The organism is Mesomycoplasma lagogenitalium (assembly GCF_029854295.1).
Classification (GTDB): Bacteria; Bacillota_I; Bacilli_A; order Mycoplasmatales; family Metamycoplasmataceae; genus Mesomycoplasma_A; species Mesomycoplasma_A lagogenitalium.
Genome location: NZ_CP122979.1, coordinates 508470 through 527601, shown reverse-complemented (window position 1 = coordinate 527601; position 19132 = coordinate 508470). Strand labels below are relative to the sequence as shown.

The following is a 19132-nucleotide window of genomic DNA, read 5'->3' as shown; positions in this document are numbered from 1 at the left end:
ATTTATAAATAAATAGGAGAATTTATATGACTAAAAAACGAAAAATAATTATTACATCACTTTTAGTGGGTGCAATAGCAGTTGGATTAGGTTCAACTATCGTTGTTTTTTCTAATAATAAAGAAGTTACTTCAATTAATGGAAATACAGAAACTGCTAAAAAAATTGAAATTAATACTTCTTCGATTCCGAAAGAAGATGATCAAAATAAAAAAGATAAACCAAATACTACTAATACTAATAATGACAGCAACTTAAATAAAGAAACAAAAAACGAAATTAGTAGTGATAATCAAACAAATGAACAAATAGTAAATAATAAACAAGAACAAAAAACAAACGAACTAAAACAAGAAAAAGAATTATCAGAAAATAATTCCAATAACGATAATGATATTGATAAAAGTAAAAAAGATTGACAAGTAGAAAGTGATAATCTTAATGCTGCTAGCAATAATGAAAAAACAAATGAATTAAATAATCAGCAAAAAGAAGATGAAAAATCAACTGAAGAAAAAATTGATTTAGTAAAACAAGCAATAGCTAAAAAAATGGATTATCAAGCTGAAATTGATAAATTATTAGATAAAAGCATTTTACCTTCCCAAGCTAATATAAATGATGGTAAATTTACTTATATCGACCAAGAAACTGGTGTTTCATTTATTGCTAATAATGTTTTCCAAGCAAATGACAATGAAGGAACTATTGTAATTAACTATAAAGTTCAAAAAGAAGAAGTTGTAGAAAGTGTTGATTTAACATTTAATGGATTTGATAAATTAGTTGCCCAAGATATTGATTATCAAAATACTAATCGTTCTAAAATGTGAGAAATAAGTGCTCCTGAAGATCAAAATTGAAAAGGTTCATATGGAAAGGAAAAGACATTTGAACCAACAAACATTTTAGGAACTGAAGGAAGAGATTTTTGATTTGTTTATTCGCAAGATCACTCTCAAGACATTATTTATCAAGTGGTTAAAAAAGATCATAAACCAGTTTATGTAGGTCAACTTGAATTACTATTTATGTCGCGTGGAGATTATTATGGAAAAGTTAAAGATTTTTATAAAGTTGAATATAAAACTGATATTAATGGTCAATGGATTGAAGCAAATGTTGAACAAAGAAATATTAAATCAGTCAATAAAGGATTAATTGCTCACAAATTAGAAACAATTGACATTAAAGCAGAAGTGGTCGCAATGAGAGTAGTGTTTTTAAATGAACATAAACCATCAAGTGTAACTCATATTTCTAGTTTTATGCCAATATTAAGATTATCAGAAGATAAAAGAGCAGTTAATAATGCTCTTGAATTAGTGCCATTATTAGAACAAGATGATTTAAGATTTGAACAAATCAAAAAAGAACAATTTAAATTTGTAAGTCCTGAGGCAGTGAATTTAAAATATGAAGTACTTAATTTTGCTTTAAACGAAAGTAAAGAAGATATTACAATTAATGTTAGAGTTTCAAAAGGAAAAGAAAGTAAAGAATATCAAATCACTAACTTTAATAACTTTAAAACCGAAAAACAATATCAATTTGAGCAACAATTAAGCCAAGAATTGCAAAATGCAATTCAAAATGTTGTTGTAATTGTTAAACCAGAATCAAAAGAAAAAGAATTATCAACATATTCAATTAATGATTTTCAACTTGAAAATCCTAACAGTAGTTTCACTTATAAAATCAATAATGTAACTGATATTAGTGAAAATCAATCTACTGGAATTAAACAAGCAAAAATAACAGGTACAATTGCTCAAAATAATATAAGTGTTGAATTTAAATACAATGTTACTTGACAATTTGAAACTGATTTAGAAAAAATAGCTAAAGCAATAAAATCTAAAGAATATGAAAATGAAATTAAAAAACTAATTAATTTTAATTTATTACCATCAGAAGTTAATGTAAATCAATTGTTTTCTTATATTGATAAAAATGATAATGTTAATTTTAATTTTATTAGCATCAAAGAAGCTAATGACTATGAAGGAAAATTAAAATTAAATTATCAAGTTGTTAAAAATGATAAAAATATTGATTTAGTTGTGGAATTTAATAATTTAAATAAATTAGTGTTACAAGATGCTGATTATCAAAATACTAATCGTTCTAAAATGTGAAATATTAATGCAGATGAAGCTGATAGTCAATCATATGGGAAAAACAATATTTTTACACCAGTTGGTAGTTGAGGGACAATTGGTCAAAACTACTGATATGTAAAGAGCGATAATTCAAAGGACATTACTTTAGAAATAACTAAAAAAGATAATCAACCAATTTATGTTGGAGCATTAGAATTAATTTTTATGAATTATAGTGGTTATTTTAAAGAAAAAAGTAATTTTTATAAAATCGAATATAAAACATCAATAGATAGTGAATGACAACAAGTTAACACACAATTAAAAGAAACTAAAAATGAATCGATTAACGCAATACCACACACTAGAGAAAAAATAAAAATTGCAAATAATGTTGTTGCAATAAAAGTGGTATTTACAAAAGGCAACCAGCCTTCTTCATATGTTCATATTTCTAGTTTAATGCCAATGTTAAAAGAGAAATAGTTTCTTATAGTAATAGGAGAAAAAATGGGAAAGAAAATAAAAAATAAAAAAGGATTAGTTTTAGGGGCTGCACTTGGGTCGGCAACAGGAATAGCATTAGGATTAACTCCACTTTTATTTCAAAAATTTAATAAAAATGAAATCATTAATGTTGTTGATTTTAATGCATCTAATATAGGGTTAAATAATGCTAAAGTTAAATTTAAATTAGATTTAGAGCCACATATTGATGAAGTTAAAAAACATTTTAGCGAAAATCCAAAATTAAACATTAATGTCGTTGAAGCTAATACTGATAGAATTGTCGATACAAGTGTTGCTGATTTTAATATACAAGATAAATCCTTTTCTATTGATGTTAAAAATTTAAATCCAGGAAAAATTTACAGTTTTCAAATTGTTGATTTAAAAAAGGTTAATTTCACTTTTAATATTGATAAAAATTCATCTTATATTATTACTAAGCCTGAATTAAGTGCTATCAATTATAATTTGAAATTAAGAAATGCTAAATTAGATTTTATTTTCCAAGATGATGAGCAAATTTTAGTTAATAAATTAGCTAAAATTACCGTTGTTAAAACTTCAGATCCTACAAATGTAATTAATCTTGAAGGAAAAATAGTAAAACAAGTTAAAACAGTTGTAGAAACTAATGCTAAATACAATGAAGTTTATTTATCTTATGAACTTACTAATTTAGAAAGAGATACAGAATATATAGTTAAGGAAATTATCGTTGATGATCAACCAATTCATTTCAATAATAAAGTTATTAACGAATTTAGAACAACTATTCCTACAACAACAGGAATTGAACTTTCTAAAACAAGCTCAACTACAAGTTCATATCAAGGAGAATTAATTTTAGAAAATTACGATTTAGACGTTGAGAATAAAAATGTCAATATTTTGTATTCTCAAATTATTAAAGATGAATTGGGAAATAAAGTTTCATATGAAAATCCGGCAATTTTAGAAAATCAAACAATTGTTAAATTTAAAAAAACAGTTAACGGTAAAGAAGTTGATTTTTATAAAATTTTATTAAATTTTGAAAATTTAAAAGAGGGAACAACATATGAAATTACTAAAATTGTTCCAACTAACATTTTAGATCCTGAAAATAATGTAAATGTTATTTTACCAAGAAGCGATGAAAATAAATGAGTATTTTCAGCAACTCCTGTAGTTTCGCAAATTGCTTCTAATACAACAATTGAAAAATCCGCTCTTATTACAGTTAAATTAAAAGACGATGGAATTATTTTAAATAATAGAAATTCTTATATTAAATATGTTAAAACTTCAGAATTAAATGATCCTAATGCTAAAGTTCATATTAGTGAATCGGATATTATAGGTAATTTTAGTAGATTTTCATTAAATGATTTATCAGGATTAATTGAATATACAATTACTGAATTTGGAATAGTTATAAATGAAAATAATACTAAAGTATATAGTCCAATTGAATTTAGTAATTTATTTGATGAAAATCAAAAGAAATTCATTCCAACATTATCAAATGTAATAATTGATGATATTCTTGTTGAAAGAATAACTGAAAGTTCAGCAAATTTGAAAATAAAATTTGCTGCTAATCAAGAATTTATTGTTAATAGAAAAGCTAAAATGATTTTTAGTCCTTCTGGATCAGTTGAAGAAATAACTACTCCTACCGTTAATGAACAGGAAGTATTAATAACTCAAACTAATGATGAAATTATTGCTAATTTTAATATTAAAAACTTAATGGGAGGAACTAGCTATTCAATTTTAAAAGTTGAACTAGAGCCTGATCCTACTAAAAATAGTGCAGAAAATAATATCAAGATTGATTTTTCATTAAATTTAGATGGTTCAAAACGGAAATTTACAACTGAACCTACAATTGCTGATATGGGTTATAAATCATCAGATGCTTCAGCGACTTTATGATTCGCTTTAAATAATTCATTTACAAGTAAAAATGAAAGTTTTGAAAATAAAACTTTAACTTTCAAATATAAAGAAAAAGATGTGCAAAATGCAGTTGAACAAAGTTTTTCAACAGTTATTACATCTAATTTTGCAATTGCTGATTTGAAAAATTTACAACCAAATAAAACTTTTATAGTTACCTCAGTTGAAGTAAATGGACATGAAACTTCATTAAATCCAGATAATAATTTACTTGAAGTTTCACCATTAATTACACCAGAGAAAAAAGAATTTTTCACTACTGCTACAAGTGCAACGATTGCAAGTATTAACTCAACTGCTCAAAGTCAAGATAGTGCTCAATTAGTATTAACATTTGATGATAATTCGAAATATCTTGCAAATGAAACTTTAGTTTTAAGATATAGAAAAATTGGTTCAAATACAGCTTCAAATACCTTTGAAGCAATAATTGATCAAGACGGAAGAGCAACATATAATTTTTCTAATTTAGAAATTGGAACAAATTATATAATTCATAGTTTAGTTATTAAAAAATCACCAACTGATCCTGTTAATAAACCGCAACCAAAAATTATTTATGATGCAGAAAAAATTAACGAAAGTCACAAAGTATTTAGAACATTAAATGGAGTTAGATCATTTGATGCTCAAACTTTTATCGAAAAAGAAGCGAGAGTAATTGTTTCACTTGCTGATGCTTCGTTAGAATATGCAAATAAACAACTAAAAATTGTTTATAAGCAAGAGGGAACAAATGATTCTATTACTTCTAGTGCAGTTGATATTATTAACGGTAAAGCGATTTTTGATTTAGCTAATTTAAAGAAACTAAAAACATATGTAATTGAAGAAGTTAAACTCGTTGATCAAGCGAGCGAAACTACAATTACTAACATTAATAATTCAATAACTGAAAATGATAAAAAATTCATAGTTAATGCTCAAAGTGCTAAAGTAGTTTCAATTAGCGAAGTTGTTAATTCTCGTACTAAAAATAGCGCAAAAGTTCAAGTCCAATTTGAAGATGAATTTTTAAAAGAAAATCAGTTTCCTGTTTCGGTTACTTATCGTTTAAAAGGACAAAAAGTTAATGAGACTCCCGTAAATGGAACTTTAGATCCTAATACTGGAATTTATACATTTGATTTTTCTAATTTAAAAGAAGGATCAGTTTATTATATTGTTAGTTTTAATTCGCAAAAAAATGTTAATGCAATTGATGGAACACCAATTTTAAGAAAAATTGCTATTGATTTAAATAGTATAAATGATGAAAATAAAGAATTTTCAACTAAAGCAACAGTTAATTCAATTACAGTAAGTACTGCTGAAGAAGAAAAAGCAAAAGTTTATGTAAGATTAAATGATGCTTCTTTATCGCTCGCTAATAAAGAACTTGAAATAAGTGCAAGAAAAGTTGCTGATGCTAACAATGGTGCTGCAATCACTTATAAAGCAAGAGCTACTTCGGCATCAGGATTATACATTTTTGATTTAGTTGATTTACCAAAAACTGAACAACTAGAAATTGTTGAAATTAAGACAGTTGATACAAGCGAAAATATTGATTTTGGTAGTGAAAAACTAACTGAAATTAATCAAAATAAAGTCTTTACTGTACTAGCTAAAACTGCTTCTATTGGGCAAATTGCTTATTCAGCAATTGATAAAACTTCAGCTACAGTAGCAATTACTTTTATTGATAAAGATAGTTATGTTAATAATAAATCAATTAAATTATTATACCGCGGACAAACTGATCAAAGCATTTTAAAATCTAATGATCCGGCTGTAGCAATTAATAACAAAAGTGCTTCATTTAATTTAACTAATTTAAATCCGGGAGAAAGATATGAAATTGTTGGATTTGAATTTAGCGATCCAATCGATTTGCATTTAAAAGATGAAGTAAAAGTTGATTTAGCACAAAGAACATTTGTAACATCATCAGTGGTTAATAAATACCAATCCATTCAAACATCAGAAACTTCATACCGTGTAATTGTTTCTATCGCTGATGTAGCAAAAGTTAAAAATGGTTTTTATGGAAAAATTTCATATCATAATAATGCAAATGCTTCAGTTTCTATTAGTTCTCAGCCAGTAGAAATAATTAATGGTATTGCTATTTTCAATTTAACAAATTTGGTTAAATCAGGAACTTATACAATTGAAAAATTTGAAATTAGCAGTGATACAAATCAAACTACTTTTAGTACCCTAGAAGAACTTCCAACAGCAGGAACAGAAAACGGTAAAAACCTTAAAGAATTTACTTTAAAATCTACAAGCGCAACAGTAGAAGCAATTAGATCAACTACAACAGAAAATAGTGCTGTGTTAACTGTTGAATTAAATGAAAATGATAGTTATGCTGTTAATTCAACAATGACTGTTGAATTAAGAAAACAAGGGGATGCAAATACAACATCTTCAACAACGGCTACTATTAATTTAACAAACAATAAACCAACTGCAGTTTTAAATTTCACTAATTTAGAGCCAGGAACAGTTTATAATGTTCATTCAATTGCTATTAATGATGTTCCAAAAATTATTCAATCCGATTCACTTACTGATTTTGACAAAAGTGTTGCAACAACTCCAAATATTGCTTCACTAGTAGTTTCTAGCATTAATGAAACAGATTATCGTGTTATTTTCATTTTAAAAGATCCATTATCTGGAACAAGCGATAGTCGTACTTTAGATAAAAAAACTGTTCAAATTACTTATTACAATAATGCACAACCAGATCAATTATTAACTAAAGAAGCAATAATCGATTCATCGGTTGCAACATTTGATTTAACTAATTTAGTTAAACAAGCAGAGTATAAAATTACTAAATTAAAATACAAAGATGCAAATGCTAATGACGATCAATATCAAGAATTAACTTTTGCCGATACTATTAATGATAGTCATAAATCATTTGTTGTAATTCCAAGAACAGCTTTAATTACTGACATTGAATTTAATAAAATTAATCAAGATAGTTTCAATGTTATAGTAAAATTAAATAAAAATAATGACGGTTATTTAAATACTAATAATTGAAAAATGGCATTAACATATAAAAATTCTGATTTAGCAGATGCTAGAACTACAAATGCTGTTAGTTCAACTAGTGATGCAAATAATGTAATTTATACTTTTACTTTAAATAAAGATACAGATAATATTAATTACGGAACCAATACAAGAATTTTATCACTAAATGCATCTAATGATGTTCATAGTGATATAGCAATTAATGTTAAATTTGATCCATCAATTAATAGCGATAAAAAAGAATATAATAATATTCCAAGTGTTAAAACTATTAGAGATAGTGCTCCAACAAATTCACAAAATGAACAGCAGTGAAATGTTTCTATTAATTTAAAAGATTTTTCTTCCATTACCAATAATAAACAATTAAAAATTAAATATTATAAAGCAGATCAGCAACAAACAGTTTTAACATCTGATGCTGTTAATATTGATGCTAATTTAGCAACAATTACTTTAAATAATTTAGAAAAATTTGCAGATTATAAAATTCAAGAAGTTATTTTAGTTGACAATCAACAAGAAACAACTTTACCATTTGAATCAACTATAATTGATAATCATAAAACATTTAAAGCAATTCCTGTTACAGCTCAAATTAGTGAAATAACTGAAAAAACTTCTACTTCAAATTCAGCATCATTTAAATTAGTGTTTGCTGATGTTGACAAAAATTATTTAACAACTTATAATAAAATAACTTTAAATTATCGCCAAAGAGGTAATAGTACAATTTTATCGAAAAATGCTACTATTACTCAAGGAAATAATAATAAATTAGAAGCAAGTTTTAGTTTTACTATCGGAACTGATAATTTTGAGCAAGGAAATTATGAAATTCTTTCGGTTAACTTCGAAAATGATGATTTTATCACTAATGTTCATAATGCTAATAATCCACATAATGTTTTATTCACTTTTGCCAATAACTTATCAACAGTTGCCGATCGTATGTTCGCTACTTCAACAACAGTTAAATCAATTACATCAAATACAAGTGATACAAGTGCAAATCTTTTAGTAAGAGTTATTGATAATTCGCAAATGTATGTTGGTTCAAGAATTGCTGTTGTTTATGCCACAAAAGCTGAACCAGACACTGAATATACAAATAATGAAGTAACATTAGAAACAAGTGTTGAATCAGGATATTCAGATGCACAAGTTGTTTTAAAATCATTAAATAAATTAGATAGTTATATTGTTAAAAGAATTTTAATTAATTCAGTTGAAATACCATTTGATAATCAATTTGATTCTAATCAGAAAAATTTTGCAACTACAGGAACAACTGCTACAGTAACTGCTATAACTGGAAATGAACAACCAACTTCAATTAGTCAAGCAACTTTAACATTAACATTTGATAATGCTGATGGATTTTTAAAAGGAACAAATAGAGTAACTCCTAATGTCGGTGCAAAACAATTGTATTTAAGTTATAATTCAAAACAAACAGGAATTAGTTCATGATCAAATGTACAATCAGTAGTAGATTCTAATGGACAAACTCAAATAACATTTAATTTAACTAATTTAAATCCAGGAGATACTTATACAATTAGTTCTTTAGTTACTCAAACAGATAAAGATAATGGAACTTTAAATGAATTATTAGTTTCTTTTGCTGATCATTTGAATTTAGAATTTAAAACAAAAGCAAGCATTGGCACAATTAGTAAAGAAATTATTAATGAAACTAATGCGAAAATTACAATGAAAATTGCTAATAGTAATCGTTATTTTAGAGCTCAAAGTCCGGCAAAAGTTTATTATAGAAAAGTTAATAATGGACCAGAGCAATCGGTTGATTTTACTTACGGCGATTCTTCTTCAAATATTCAAAATAACGAAGGACAAATTTCTGTAACTCTTAATAATTTAATTAAAGATGAATTATATGAAATTACCAGAGTTGAAATTAATAATCAAACTGTTGAATTTGATAGTTCAATTACTACTGACACAAAACAATTTAGAACACCTTTAGAAACATTAGATGTAACAATTAATGGAACTGATTTAAATGCATCTAATTCTGGTCTTTTTAAAATTTCAAATGAAAATCCTTTAGAAGTAAATGTTAATAATGGCTGAAGTGTTCAAATTGAATATGTAGCTGATGGAAATGTCGATCCAAAAAGAATTGCTTCTCCAATAGATATTAATAATCAAGAAGCATCTTTTAGTATAGATAATTTATTAGGTGGTACAACATATAGAATAACTAGAGTTATTTATAGAAAAGGTCAAAAAACAATTGAAGGCACAATTAACGCTTCAAGTAATAATAAAATATCTACATTACCAGCAATTAGTGAAATTACTAGTTTTTCAAATGCCGAATCACAAGCAACAGTTACTTTAACATTAAAAAATAATGCCGTTGATAATAATATTCCTGTTAATTCACAATTAACCATCGATGCATCATATCAAACTTTAAATGGCTCAAAACACACTGTATATGCGACTGGATACTTAAATTCAGATAATACTGTTACATTTAATTTTAATAATTTAATTAAAGGTAGAGACTATACATTAGGTTATATGGATCGTTATGATCTTGTAGATTTTACTCCTGTAGCATATGAAGAAAAATTAGAAAACTCAATTAATGAATATAGAAAATTTAGATCAATAGTTACTTCGACAGAAATTGAAAATGTTCAATTTTCTAATGTTCAAAGAAATAGTGCAAGAGCTTTAATAACTTTAAAAGATGAATTTGTTGTAGATAATCAACAAGCAATTATTTTATATAAAAGAGTTAAAACCAATGAAATATTTAATACCGCACCAATTGCAATTAATAATAAAAAACAATTAACTGTTGATTTTACTAATTTAGTGGCAGGAGCTAAATATGAAATTATTGGTGGAACAATTGCTCCTTCTTCAGCTAATATAGTTATACCGCAATCAATTAGTACAGTTAAAACTAATTCATTTACAACAGAAGCTGAAATAATTTCAACTTCTGTTGAAGTTATTGATGATAATAATGCTAATGTTACTTTAACAATTTCAGATGAAAATAATTCATTTTCAAATAATGGAAGATTTTCATTAAAAATTCGTGAAAAAGATAATCCAGCAGCTCAAGAAATTATTGCGCAACAAGTTGCTAGCGTTGATGTTGAAGAACAACCAACATTTGCCTTTGGAGGATTAAAAAAATTCACTTCATATGTAATTACTGAACTTACATATGAAGAAAATAACGTGCAAAAACAAGTTGCATTTAATCAATTATTTGATGCTGGAAATGAATTAGAAATTACAAAAGAATTTAAAACTAAAGCGACTTTTGCAAATGTTAATTTTACAGTACAAAACTTTAATAACGATGTTACTACAACATCTACAAAAGTTGCATTTCAAGTTACTAGTGATGACATTGTTTTTTCTAAAACTAAAAACGTTTCATTAACATATGAAAAATTAAATAGTCAAGATCAAGTAGTCGCTACTATAACTTCGCCAATTAATACTACTGTACAAGAAAATGGTTTAATTGAATTTTTCCTAACTGAAATAAGTGACCAATTAGAACACGGAACTAAATATAGAGTTAAATCAGTTAATGATTTATCAGCTGATAATATTAAAATTCAATTTAGAGTTAATAATGCAAATAATGCAATATTTGAAACTAAAATCAAACAACCAACAGTTACTTCTATTATCGTTGATAAAACTGAATATGATAGTCAAAGTGAAGCAATTTATCCGTATAAAACTAAATTCTACTTTAATTTTGATGATCCGAAAAATGCTTTAAAATGAGATGAAATCAGTTCATGAACTGTTTCCGCTACTTTAAAGAAATTTAAAAATAGTGACACAGAAAAACAAATTGATTCACAAAATATTAACATTTCACGTAAAAATAGTGATAATGTTTTAGTTGTAGAACTAAAATCTGACGATGTAAGAGAATTTATTTCAAGACCAATTGAATTTACCATTAATAACTTAACTTATAAAGAAAGTATTATGGCAAATAATCAAACTAAAGTAACTGTTCCAACTATTAGTCAAACAAATAGAGGCGGAAAACTAGTTGCTGAAATTAAGCCGGAAATTTTTGTCGAAAGTATTTCTACTAGATTTGACGGAAATGATAAGCAAGGAATTACATTAAAAATTTATGATCCGAAAAAAATCTTGAAAAATAGTTCAGGAGACAAACAGGGAATTGTAAAGAATATGTATTGAACACCAAATAGCGCTAGAATTCTCCCTTATCCATTTAGTCCAACTTGAGAAGCGACCCAAGCATTTGGAGCACAAATTAATCAATGAACTCAAAATCAAGATGGAACAACAATTAATAATGGGGAATTTATTACTCCTACTTCAACTAAAGCTACAAGTAATTTTAAATTAAAACAACCAGTAAGATATGATTTAGCATCAACCGACACATTTAGTGTTGGTTATGCACTGGACTGAAAATGAATGCAAGTTGAGCAAGCGGGTGATGATGATTATGCTTATCTAACTATTTTCTATGAAATGGGTAAAGATTTAAATAGTAGTTTAGATATGGGTAAATATATCGGTTATAATTTCAAATTAAAACAAGATGATTTAACTAATATAAATAATTTAGTTGCCATTTTAAACTGAAGAGTCGATTCGCAAAATCAAAATATTACCGATACAACCGAAGGAACTACATTGTTAAATCATTCACTAATTACTTATAATTATCCTCAGAAAGTAGAAAATGATCGTACAACTTTAAGAGAAGCATACACATTAACCGCTAGTGCTTCTGAAACTCAAAACGGGTTTACACTTTTAAAAGTGATAAAACGGGATGCATCTTGAAATGAATCAGAAACTTCTACAATAAAAAATACTACTTATCGTAACTATATTTCATTAGATTCAGCATCATTTGATACCAATACAAATGAACTAAAATTTACATACTATATTCCAGATAGTATCGTAGCATCTTCTGTAATGTCAACTCATAATGGATATGCTGTTTTACAAGATGATGAAGGAACATTATACTTTATCGGAGATACTAATGGTGATCCGGTTTCATTATATCCAAGAGAAGAAAATGGAAAATATACAATTACCTTTAATGTTAATTCTCAAGCAGTTCCTAAAGATGAACATGCCCCAATAAATAAAAATTTAAGAATAATCGGAATTTGAACACAAGAACCTAAAAGCAATTCATTACAATCGAATGTAACAGATGGTCATGTATTCACTGTGTTAATACATTATGATCACTATGCTGATGTTCAAAAAACAATTAGATTAATAAAATAATTATAAAAATCAGGACAACCTGATTTTTTTAATAATAATTTATTTAATTAATTTAAATGATAAGTCCATTATTTTTTCTATATATAGATATATGCAATTAAACAAACAACAGTATTTGTTTAAATTTTGTTTAAATTTCTTGGTAATTTAATTTTTTTTGATTATGATTATGGTATGATAAAAAAGACAGGTAAAAAAATTAAAGTCTCTGAAAAAGAGGCATTAAAAACTTTAGATAAATATGAAAACGTTGAGTGAAGTATAGAAGAAAAGGAAGGAGAAAGTTGTATAGTTATGGCATATGCAAATCAATTAAAAACACAAGAAACTAGTGAGAAAAAAATCACACTTAAATCCTTATATAATTTAGTTCTTAATATGCAAAATGTACTTTTAGATGTGCAAAAACAAACTAATGAAAATTCTGCTGATATTAAAAAAATCAATAATAGGCTTGATAGAGTTGAAGCAATTCAAGAAAAACAAGCACAAGATATTAATAAAATAAAAGATATTTTAGCAGAACACAATAAAATTTTACAAGAACATAGCAAAGACATCAAAGAAATTAAGAAAGTTCAAGCTGAACACAGCCAAGATATTAAAGAAATTAAGGAAATCCAGGCTGAACACAGTAAAATTTTACAAGAACACAGCCAAGATATTAAGGAAATTAAAGAAGATGTTAAAATGTTAAAATCTTTCCACGAAGATGATATTAAAAAATATAAAAATAAAAAGTAACATAAAATTTATAAGATATAAAAGATATTTAAAATAAAAAGAAAAATTCCTCATATTAAAGAGGAATTTATTTATATAATTTTTACTAATTTTTCTTTTGAAGTTTCAGAGCCACTTGTTTTGTCTCTGTAAATGTGGTAAATTTCAATTGGAACATTACTTTCTGTATGAATTCCTTTTTTCTGTTGTCTAATAAAGTGTTTTATATCTTTTTCTATGTCCTCTAAAGAATGGCCTTGGGCTATAACTTTTTTATTTGATTTTAAAACTGCTTTGTATTGATACATATTTTTACCTTCTTTCAATTAAATTATAATATACTTTTTAATTAAATTATTTTTTTTACTACTAATATTAAAAATTTCATTATTTTTATAATAAAAATAAAATATTTTTGAAATTTTTGAAAATTTAATATAATTAAAATTATATTTTGTTAATAATTTAGGAGAAATATGGCAGGACATTCAAAATGAGCTAATATAAAGCATCGTAAGGGCGCTCAAGATGCAATAAGAGGGAAAATTTTTGCAAAATTTTCAAAAGAAATAATGGTAGCAGCAGCTAGAGGTGGAGGAGATATTGAAACAAATCCCGCATTAAGGATGGTTGTTTCAAAAGCGAGAGCAAAATCAATGCCTAAAGCAAATATCGAAAAGGCAATTGCTAAAGCAACTGGTGCATCGAAAGAAGGAGCAGATTTTAAAGAAGTTATTTACTCAGGAACATTAGCTGGAGGAGTAACATTTTTAGTAATATGTTTAACTGATAATATGAATAGGGTAGTTTCCAATATTCAATCATTATTTAAAAAAGCTGGTGGTCAAGTCGGAAAACAAGGGTCAATTCCATATGTATTTGATCAAAAGGGAATTTTAGAAATTGAAAAAAATAATATTGATGAAGAAGAATTGATGATGTTTGCATTAGAAAATGGTGCTGATGATTTTAAAAGCGAAAACGAATTTTATGAAATTTATTGTGAACCATCTAATTTTTTAAACTTAAAAAACGCATTAGATCAGCAATATAATTTTGAATACAAAACAGCGGAAGTTACATATATACCAAATCAAGAAATTGCTCTAGACGAAGAAAAAACTAAAAAACTTTTAGAACACATTGAAAAATTTGAAGATGATGAAGATGTTCAAGAAGTATTTCACAATATGGATCTTTCGATTTTATCGGATGTTGAAGAAGAATAAAATATGAATAATCAAAAAAACAGAAAAAAATATCGATATGAAATTATTTCGATTTTATATCAATACGAATTGTTTAATGAAATTATTAATTCAAAAGAAGTATTTGAAAAACACGAACTTTCTTCACAACAATTAAAAACTATAGAATTTATAGAAAAATATTACATTTTTTTAAAGAAAGTAATTTGCTTATTTTTAAAAAAGGACTGAAATGAAAATCTTCCATTGATTCGAGCTATTTTACTACTAGGTTCATTTGAACTGCTTTATATTGATAAAAAAATTGTAATTAATGAATTTGTAGAAATTACCAAAGACTACACAATGGAAAAAGATGTTGATTATAAATTGGTAAATGCTATTTTAGAAAAAGTTGATAAGGAATATGAAAAAAACAATCATAAAAAATCTAATTAAAATCCATTTAATTAAATCAAGGCAATGAAAAGCATATAAAAAAATTTTTAAAAGTAAAAAAATGAGATTTTTCATTTTAAATTTATGTTCAACTTTTAAATTAAATTTAAAAATTTTGAAATTAAAAGAAATGGAAAAGTCACTTATTGATAAATTTAATGAATTTATCTTTATCGATATTTTAAATTTAGTATATAAAAAAGTAAAATCAAATCAAGAACAAAAAGAGAAAATAATTAAATTAACTTCGCATTTTTTATATTTAAGAGTAAAAATTGAAGTAGAAGAAAATTTTGCAATTAAAGAAAAATTAGAAAAAGAAAGTCGGGAAATTTTTAATTTAATTGCAATTATTTTAATGGATATAAGTAATGATTTTAATTTTTATTTACAAAATATTTTGAAAGTAATAGGTAAGTAATGAAAAAAAAATTACTAGATTTAGTAAATGAAAAAGGTTATGAAAATGGTGAAACTTTAATAAGAATTGGTAAAGTTTTAGTTAATGATCAAATAATTTTATTACCACATTTAAAAGTTGATATTAATAGTGTAATTACTGTTAAACAAACAAAAAAAGAGTGAGTTTCAAGAGGGGCATATAAATTATTAAAAGCAATAGAAATTTTTAATTTGGATTTTGAAAATAAAACAGTTTTAGATATCGGTTCATCAACGGGCGGATTTACACAAGTTGCTTTAAAAAATGGTGCTAAAAAAGTTTATGCACTTGATGTTGGAACAAATCAATTAGAATATTCTTTAAGAAATAATTTAAAAGTAATTGTAATGGAAAAAACCAATTTAAAATCCATTAATTTCAAGAAGTTTAATGAAATTATGGACATAATTGTATGTGATGTTTCATTTATAAGTTTAAAAGAGGTTTTTAAAGTTATAAATGAAATAACTGATTATAATACACAAATAATGTTATTAATTAAACCACAATTTGAAGCAAGTAGTAAATATGTTGAACAAGGTGGTTACGTAAATCCAAAACACCATCCTTTTTTAATTAATCGAGTTTCTCAATATGCTTTAGAATATAGTTTTAAGTTAATAAATGTTCATCAATCACCTATTACAGGTAATAAATCTAAAAATATTGAATATTTAAGTTTGTATGAAAGGATAAAAGATGAAGAAAAATTATCGTAAATTATTTCCAATGCTTAATAATCAAATTGTTTATTTAGATAATGCTGCTTTAACTCAAAAACCAATTTCAGTAATTAATGCTGGTTCACAATTTTATAAAAAATATGCTATAAGTACACGAACATCTGATTCAAAATTAGGAATTATTGTTCAGCAAAAAGTTGATTTAGTGCGCCAAAAAGTTGCTAATTTATTAAATGGTTCACCTAATGAAATTATTTTTACTTCCGGAACCACACAATCGCTGAATTTATTTTCATTAATGGCAAAACAATTATTAAATGTAGGAGATGAAATTTTACTTTCATATTATAATCACTCTTCCAACATTATTCCTTGACTAGAAATAGCCAAAGAATTAAAATTACAAGTTAAATTTTCTAAAAATTTAGTTGCTGATATTAATCATAAAACTAAAATCATTGCCTATTCTCAAGTAACAAATAATATTGATCAACATTTTGATAGTGATTCAATTTATCAAAAAGCCAAACAATTTAATGCTATTGTAGTAAATGATGCTGCTCAAGCGATTGCTCACGAAAAAGTTTCTTTTGCAAATTCGGACATAATTGCATTTAGTACAAATAAATTATATGGACCAACAGGTTTGGGTATTTTAGCTATAAAACAAGATATTTTACAATCAATCAATCCTGTCATTTTTGGCGGTGGTTCTGTTGAAAAAATGATTGATGTTAATTCTTGGTGCAAAAAACAAACAATCGAGGCATTTGAGCCAGGGACTTTAAATTTAGCAGCAATTTGACAATTTGAACAGGCATTAAATTTAATTGATGAAATTACTATCGATGAAATACAAAAAATTAATTTAGAATTAGCTAATTATTTATACGACCGTTTACTAACAGTAAAAGGAATTGAAATTTTTTCTCAAAAAGGTGATTTTATAACATTATTTAGAATTAAAAATTATGCTCCACAAGATATCGCTTCTTATTTGGGACATAAAGATATTTATGTTAGAAGTGGTAATTTTTGCTCCAAAGCACTTTCTTTTGCCGAATTAGAAAACGATTATGTTCGAGTATCATTAGCGTTTTATAATAATAAAAATGATATTAATAAATTAGTTAAAGCATTAAAGGAGGGAGGAGACTTTTTAAGTTTTATTTAATAATGGATAATAATACAAAACGCCAATTAATAATGAAACATTATCTTCATCCGGAAAACAAAATATCAAAACCATTAGATGACTATCAAAAATTTTACATTCATAGTACTAAGTGTGTTGATGAAATGGATTTATTTATTAAAAAAGAAAATAATATTATTGTTGATGCAAAATTTTCAGGCACCGGTTGTGCTGTTTTTTTAGCATCAACTGACATTTTTTTATCATTAATTAAAAATAAAAATATAACTTTAATTGAAAAAATTATTGAAAATTATCATAATTTAATAAATCAAACTAAAGAATCAATAGATTTAAATTTATTAGAAAATTTAGTAATTTTTTCTGATGTAAAAACTCATTTAAATCGTTTAGAATGTGCTAGTTTAGTTTATCAAATTTTAAAAAAGGCAATTTAATAAATTAAATGTTTTTAAATAATAAAAAAAATGTTATAATTCAAAAAGCAATATATGGAGATAATAACTGTATTTAAATTAATTTAATTACTTAATTTGTTATTTGAATATATAAGTCCTTCAAATTATTGCAATTAATAAAATATAAGGAGGTTTAATGAATTCTTTTAGAAAAGAAAAAGAAAATATTGTTGCTGAAGTTAAAAATAGTTTAAAACAATCTTCATCATTAATTATTGCTGAATATCGTGGATTACATGTATCAGAATTTGAGCAATTAAGAAAACAACTAAAAGAAGCTGGAGTTAAAATTAAAGTTTATAAAAATAGACTTTTTAAAATAGCTGCAGATGAATTAGGTTATTCAGAATTAAGCTCAACTTTAGTTGGTCCAAATGTTTTTGCATTCGGTGGAAATGATGCTATTGCACCAGCAAAAATAATTTCTAAATTCGCTAAAAAACACCCTGAAGTTATTCTAAAAGGTGGTATTTACGAAAACAAAATCATTGATGCTGCTGAAGCAAATCAAGTTGCATCATTACCAAGTTATGAAGAAGCGCTTACAATGCTTGCATCTTCATTGATGGGTTCATTAAGACAATTATCAGTTGGACTAAAAATGTTAGTCGATGAAAATAAAATATTAGCAGAAGGAGAAAAATAATAATGGCTAAATTAACAAAAGAATCATTTATTGAATCATTAAAAGAAATGAACATTAAAGAAGTTATGGAATTAGTAGAAGCAATGAAAGAAGAGTTCGGAATTGACCCTTCAGCAGTTGCGGTTGCTGCAGCGGCTCCTGTTGAAGCAGCTGAAGCTAAATCAGAAGTTAATGTTACATTAAAAGCTGATGGTGGACAAAAAGTTAATGTTATTAAAGTAGTTAAAGATCTTTTAGGATTAGGATTAATGGAAGCTAAAAAATTAGTTGATTCAGTTCCTGTTGTTCTAAAAGAAAATGTTAAAGTTGCTGAAGCTGAAGAAATGAAAGCGAAATTAGAAGCAGCTGGTGCTGAAGTTACTTTAGGATAGTTTCTTTTAATTAATAAAATTAGTAGACCTTTACAAAAATAAGGTCTATTTTTATATTTGTTAAATTATTTCACAATAATAAAAACAAATATTTTCATTTTTTCTATAAAGGGT

The 19132-nt window shown here is 25.6% G+C and carries 12 protein-coding genes; 11 read left to right on the top strand and 1 reads right to left on the bottom strand.

Annotation, left to right across the window (positions count from 1 at the left end; all coding sequences use genetic code 4):
• Positions 1 to 26: 26 nt before the first annotated feature.
• From QEG99_RS02265 to QEG99_RS02255, 3 genes are all read left to right on the top strand, one after another.
• The gene (locus QEG99_RS02265; RefSeq protein WP_280101583.1) at positions 27 to 2588 is read left to right on the top strand and encodes a lipoprotein 17-related variable surface protein; all 2562 of its coding nucleotides are present in this window, start codon (positions 27 to 29) and stop codon (positions 2586 to 2588) included.
• Positions 2589 to 2612: 24 nt separating this feature from the next.
• Positions 2613 to 12893 carry a hypothetical protein gene (locus QEG99_RS02260; protein WP_280101582.1) on the top strand — a complete coding sequence of 3427 codons (10281 nt, stop codon included), beginning with the start codon at positions 2613 to 2615 and terminating at the stop codon, positions 12891 to 12893.
• Between the two features lie 174 nt (positions 12894 to 13067).
• Positions 13068 to 13637 (top strand): hypothetical protein, encoded by a 570-nt coding sequence (locus QEG99_RS02255; protein ID WP_280101581.1) that lies wholly within the window; start codon positions 13068 to 13070, stop codon positions 13635 to 13637.
• A gap of 71 nt (positions 13638 to 13708) precedes the next feature.
• Here QEG99_RS02255 and QEG99_RS02250 read toward each other — a convergent pair whose 3' ends face one another.
• Positions 13709 to 13942, bottom strand: a complete 234-nt coding sequence (locus QEG99_RS02250; protein ID WP_280101580.1) for an MAG6790 family protein — start codon at positions 13940 to 13942, stop codon at positions 13709 to 13711.
• Between the two features lie 150 nt (positions 13943 to 14092).
• On the opposite strand from QEG99_RS02250, the gene QEG99_RS02245 reads away from it, so the two are divergent.
• The 8 genes from QEG99_RS02245 to rplL all read left to right on the top strand — a co-directional run bounded on the left by QEG99_RS02245 (position 14093) and on the right by rplL (position 19018).
• Entirely contained in the window at positions 14093 to 14845 is a 753-nt protein-coding gene (locus QEG99_RS02245; RefSeq protein ID WP_280101579.1) for a YebC/PmpR family DNA-binding transcriptional regulator, read from the top strand.
• Positions 14846 to 14848: 3 nt separating this feature from the next.
• Entirely contained in the window at positions 14849 to 15262 is a 414-nt protein-coding gene (locus QEG99_RS02240) for a transcription antitermination factor NusB (RefSeq protein WP_280101578.1), read from the top strand.
• On the top strand, positions 15231 to 15683 hold the full coding sequence (locus QEG99_RS02235; RefSeq protein WP_280101577.1) for a hypothetical protein: 453 nt from the start codon (positions 15231 to 15233) through the stop codon (positions 15681 to 15683). The genes QEG99_RS02240 and QEG99_RS02235 overlap by 32 nt, the downstream gene beginning before the upstream one ends.
• On the top strand, positions 15683 to 16423 hold the full coding sequence (locus QEG99_RS02230) for a TlyA family RNA methyltransferase (protein ID WP_280101576.1): 741 nt from the start codon (positions 15683 to 15685) through the stop codon (positions 16421 to 16423). The genes QEG99_RS02235 and QEG99_RS02230 overlap by 1 nt, the downstream gene beginning before the upstream one ends.
• A complete protein-coding gene (locus QEG99_RS02225; protein WP_280101575.1) occupies positions 16404 to 17561 on the top strand; it encodes an aminotransferase class V-fold PLP-dependent enzyme in 1158 nt (385 codons plus the stop codon). The genes QEG99_RS02230 and QEG99_RS02225 overlap by 20 nt, the downstream gene beginning before the upstream one ends.
• Before the next feature lie 2 nt (positions 17562 to 17563).
• A complete protein-coding gene (locus QEG99_RS02220; RefSeq protein WP_280101574.1) occupies positions 17564 to 17980 on the top strand; it encodes an iron-sulfur cluster assembly scaffold protein in 417 nt (138 codons plus the stop codon).
• A gap of 157 nt (positions 17981 to 18137) precedes the next feature.
• A complete protein-coding gene (rplJ, locus tag QEG99_RS02215; protein WP_280101573.1) occupies positions 18138 to 18647 on the top strand; it encodes a 50S ribosomal protein L10 in 510 nt (169 codons plus the stop codon).
• Between the two features lie 2 nt (positions 18648 to 18649).
• On the top strand, positions 18650 to 19018 hold the full coding sequence (rplL, locus tag QEG99_RS02210) for a 50S ribosomal protein L7/L12 (protein WP_280101572.1): 369 nt from the start codon (positions 18650 to 18652) through the stop codon (positions 19016 to 19018).
• The last annotated feature ends 114 nt before the right edge of the window (positions 19019 to 19132 follow it).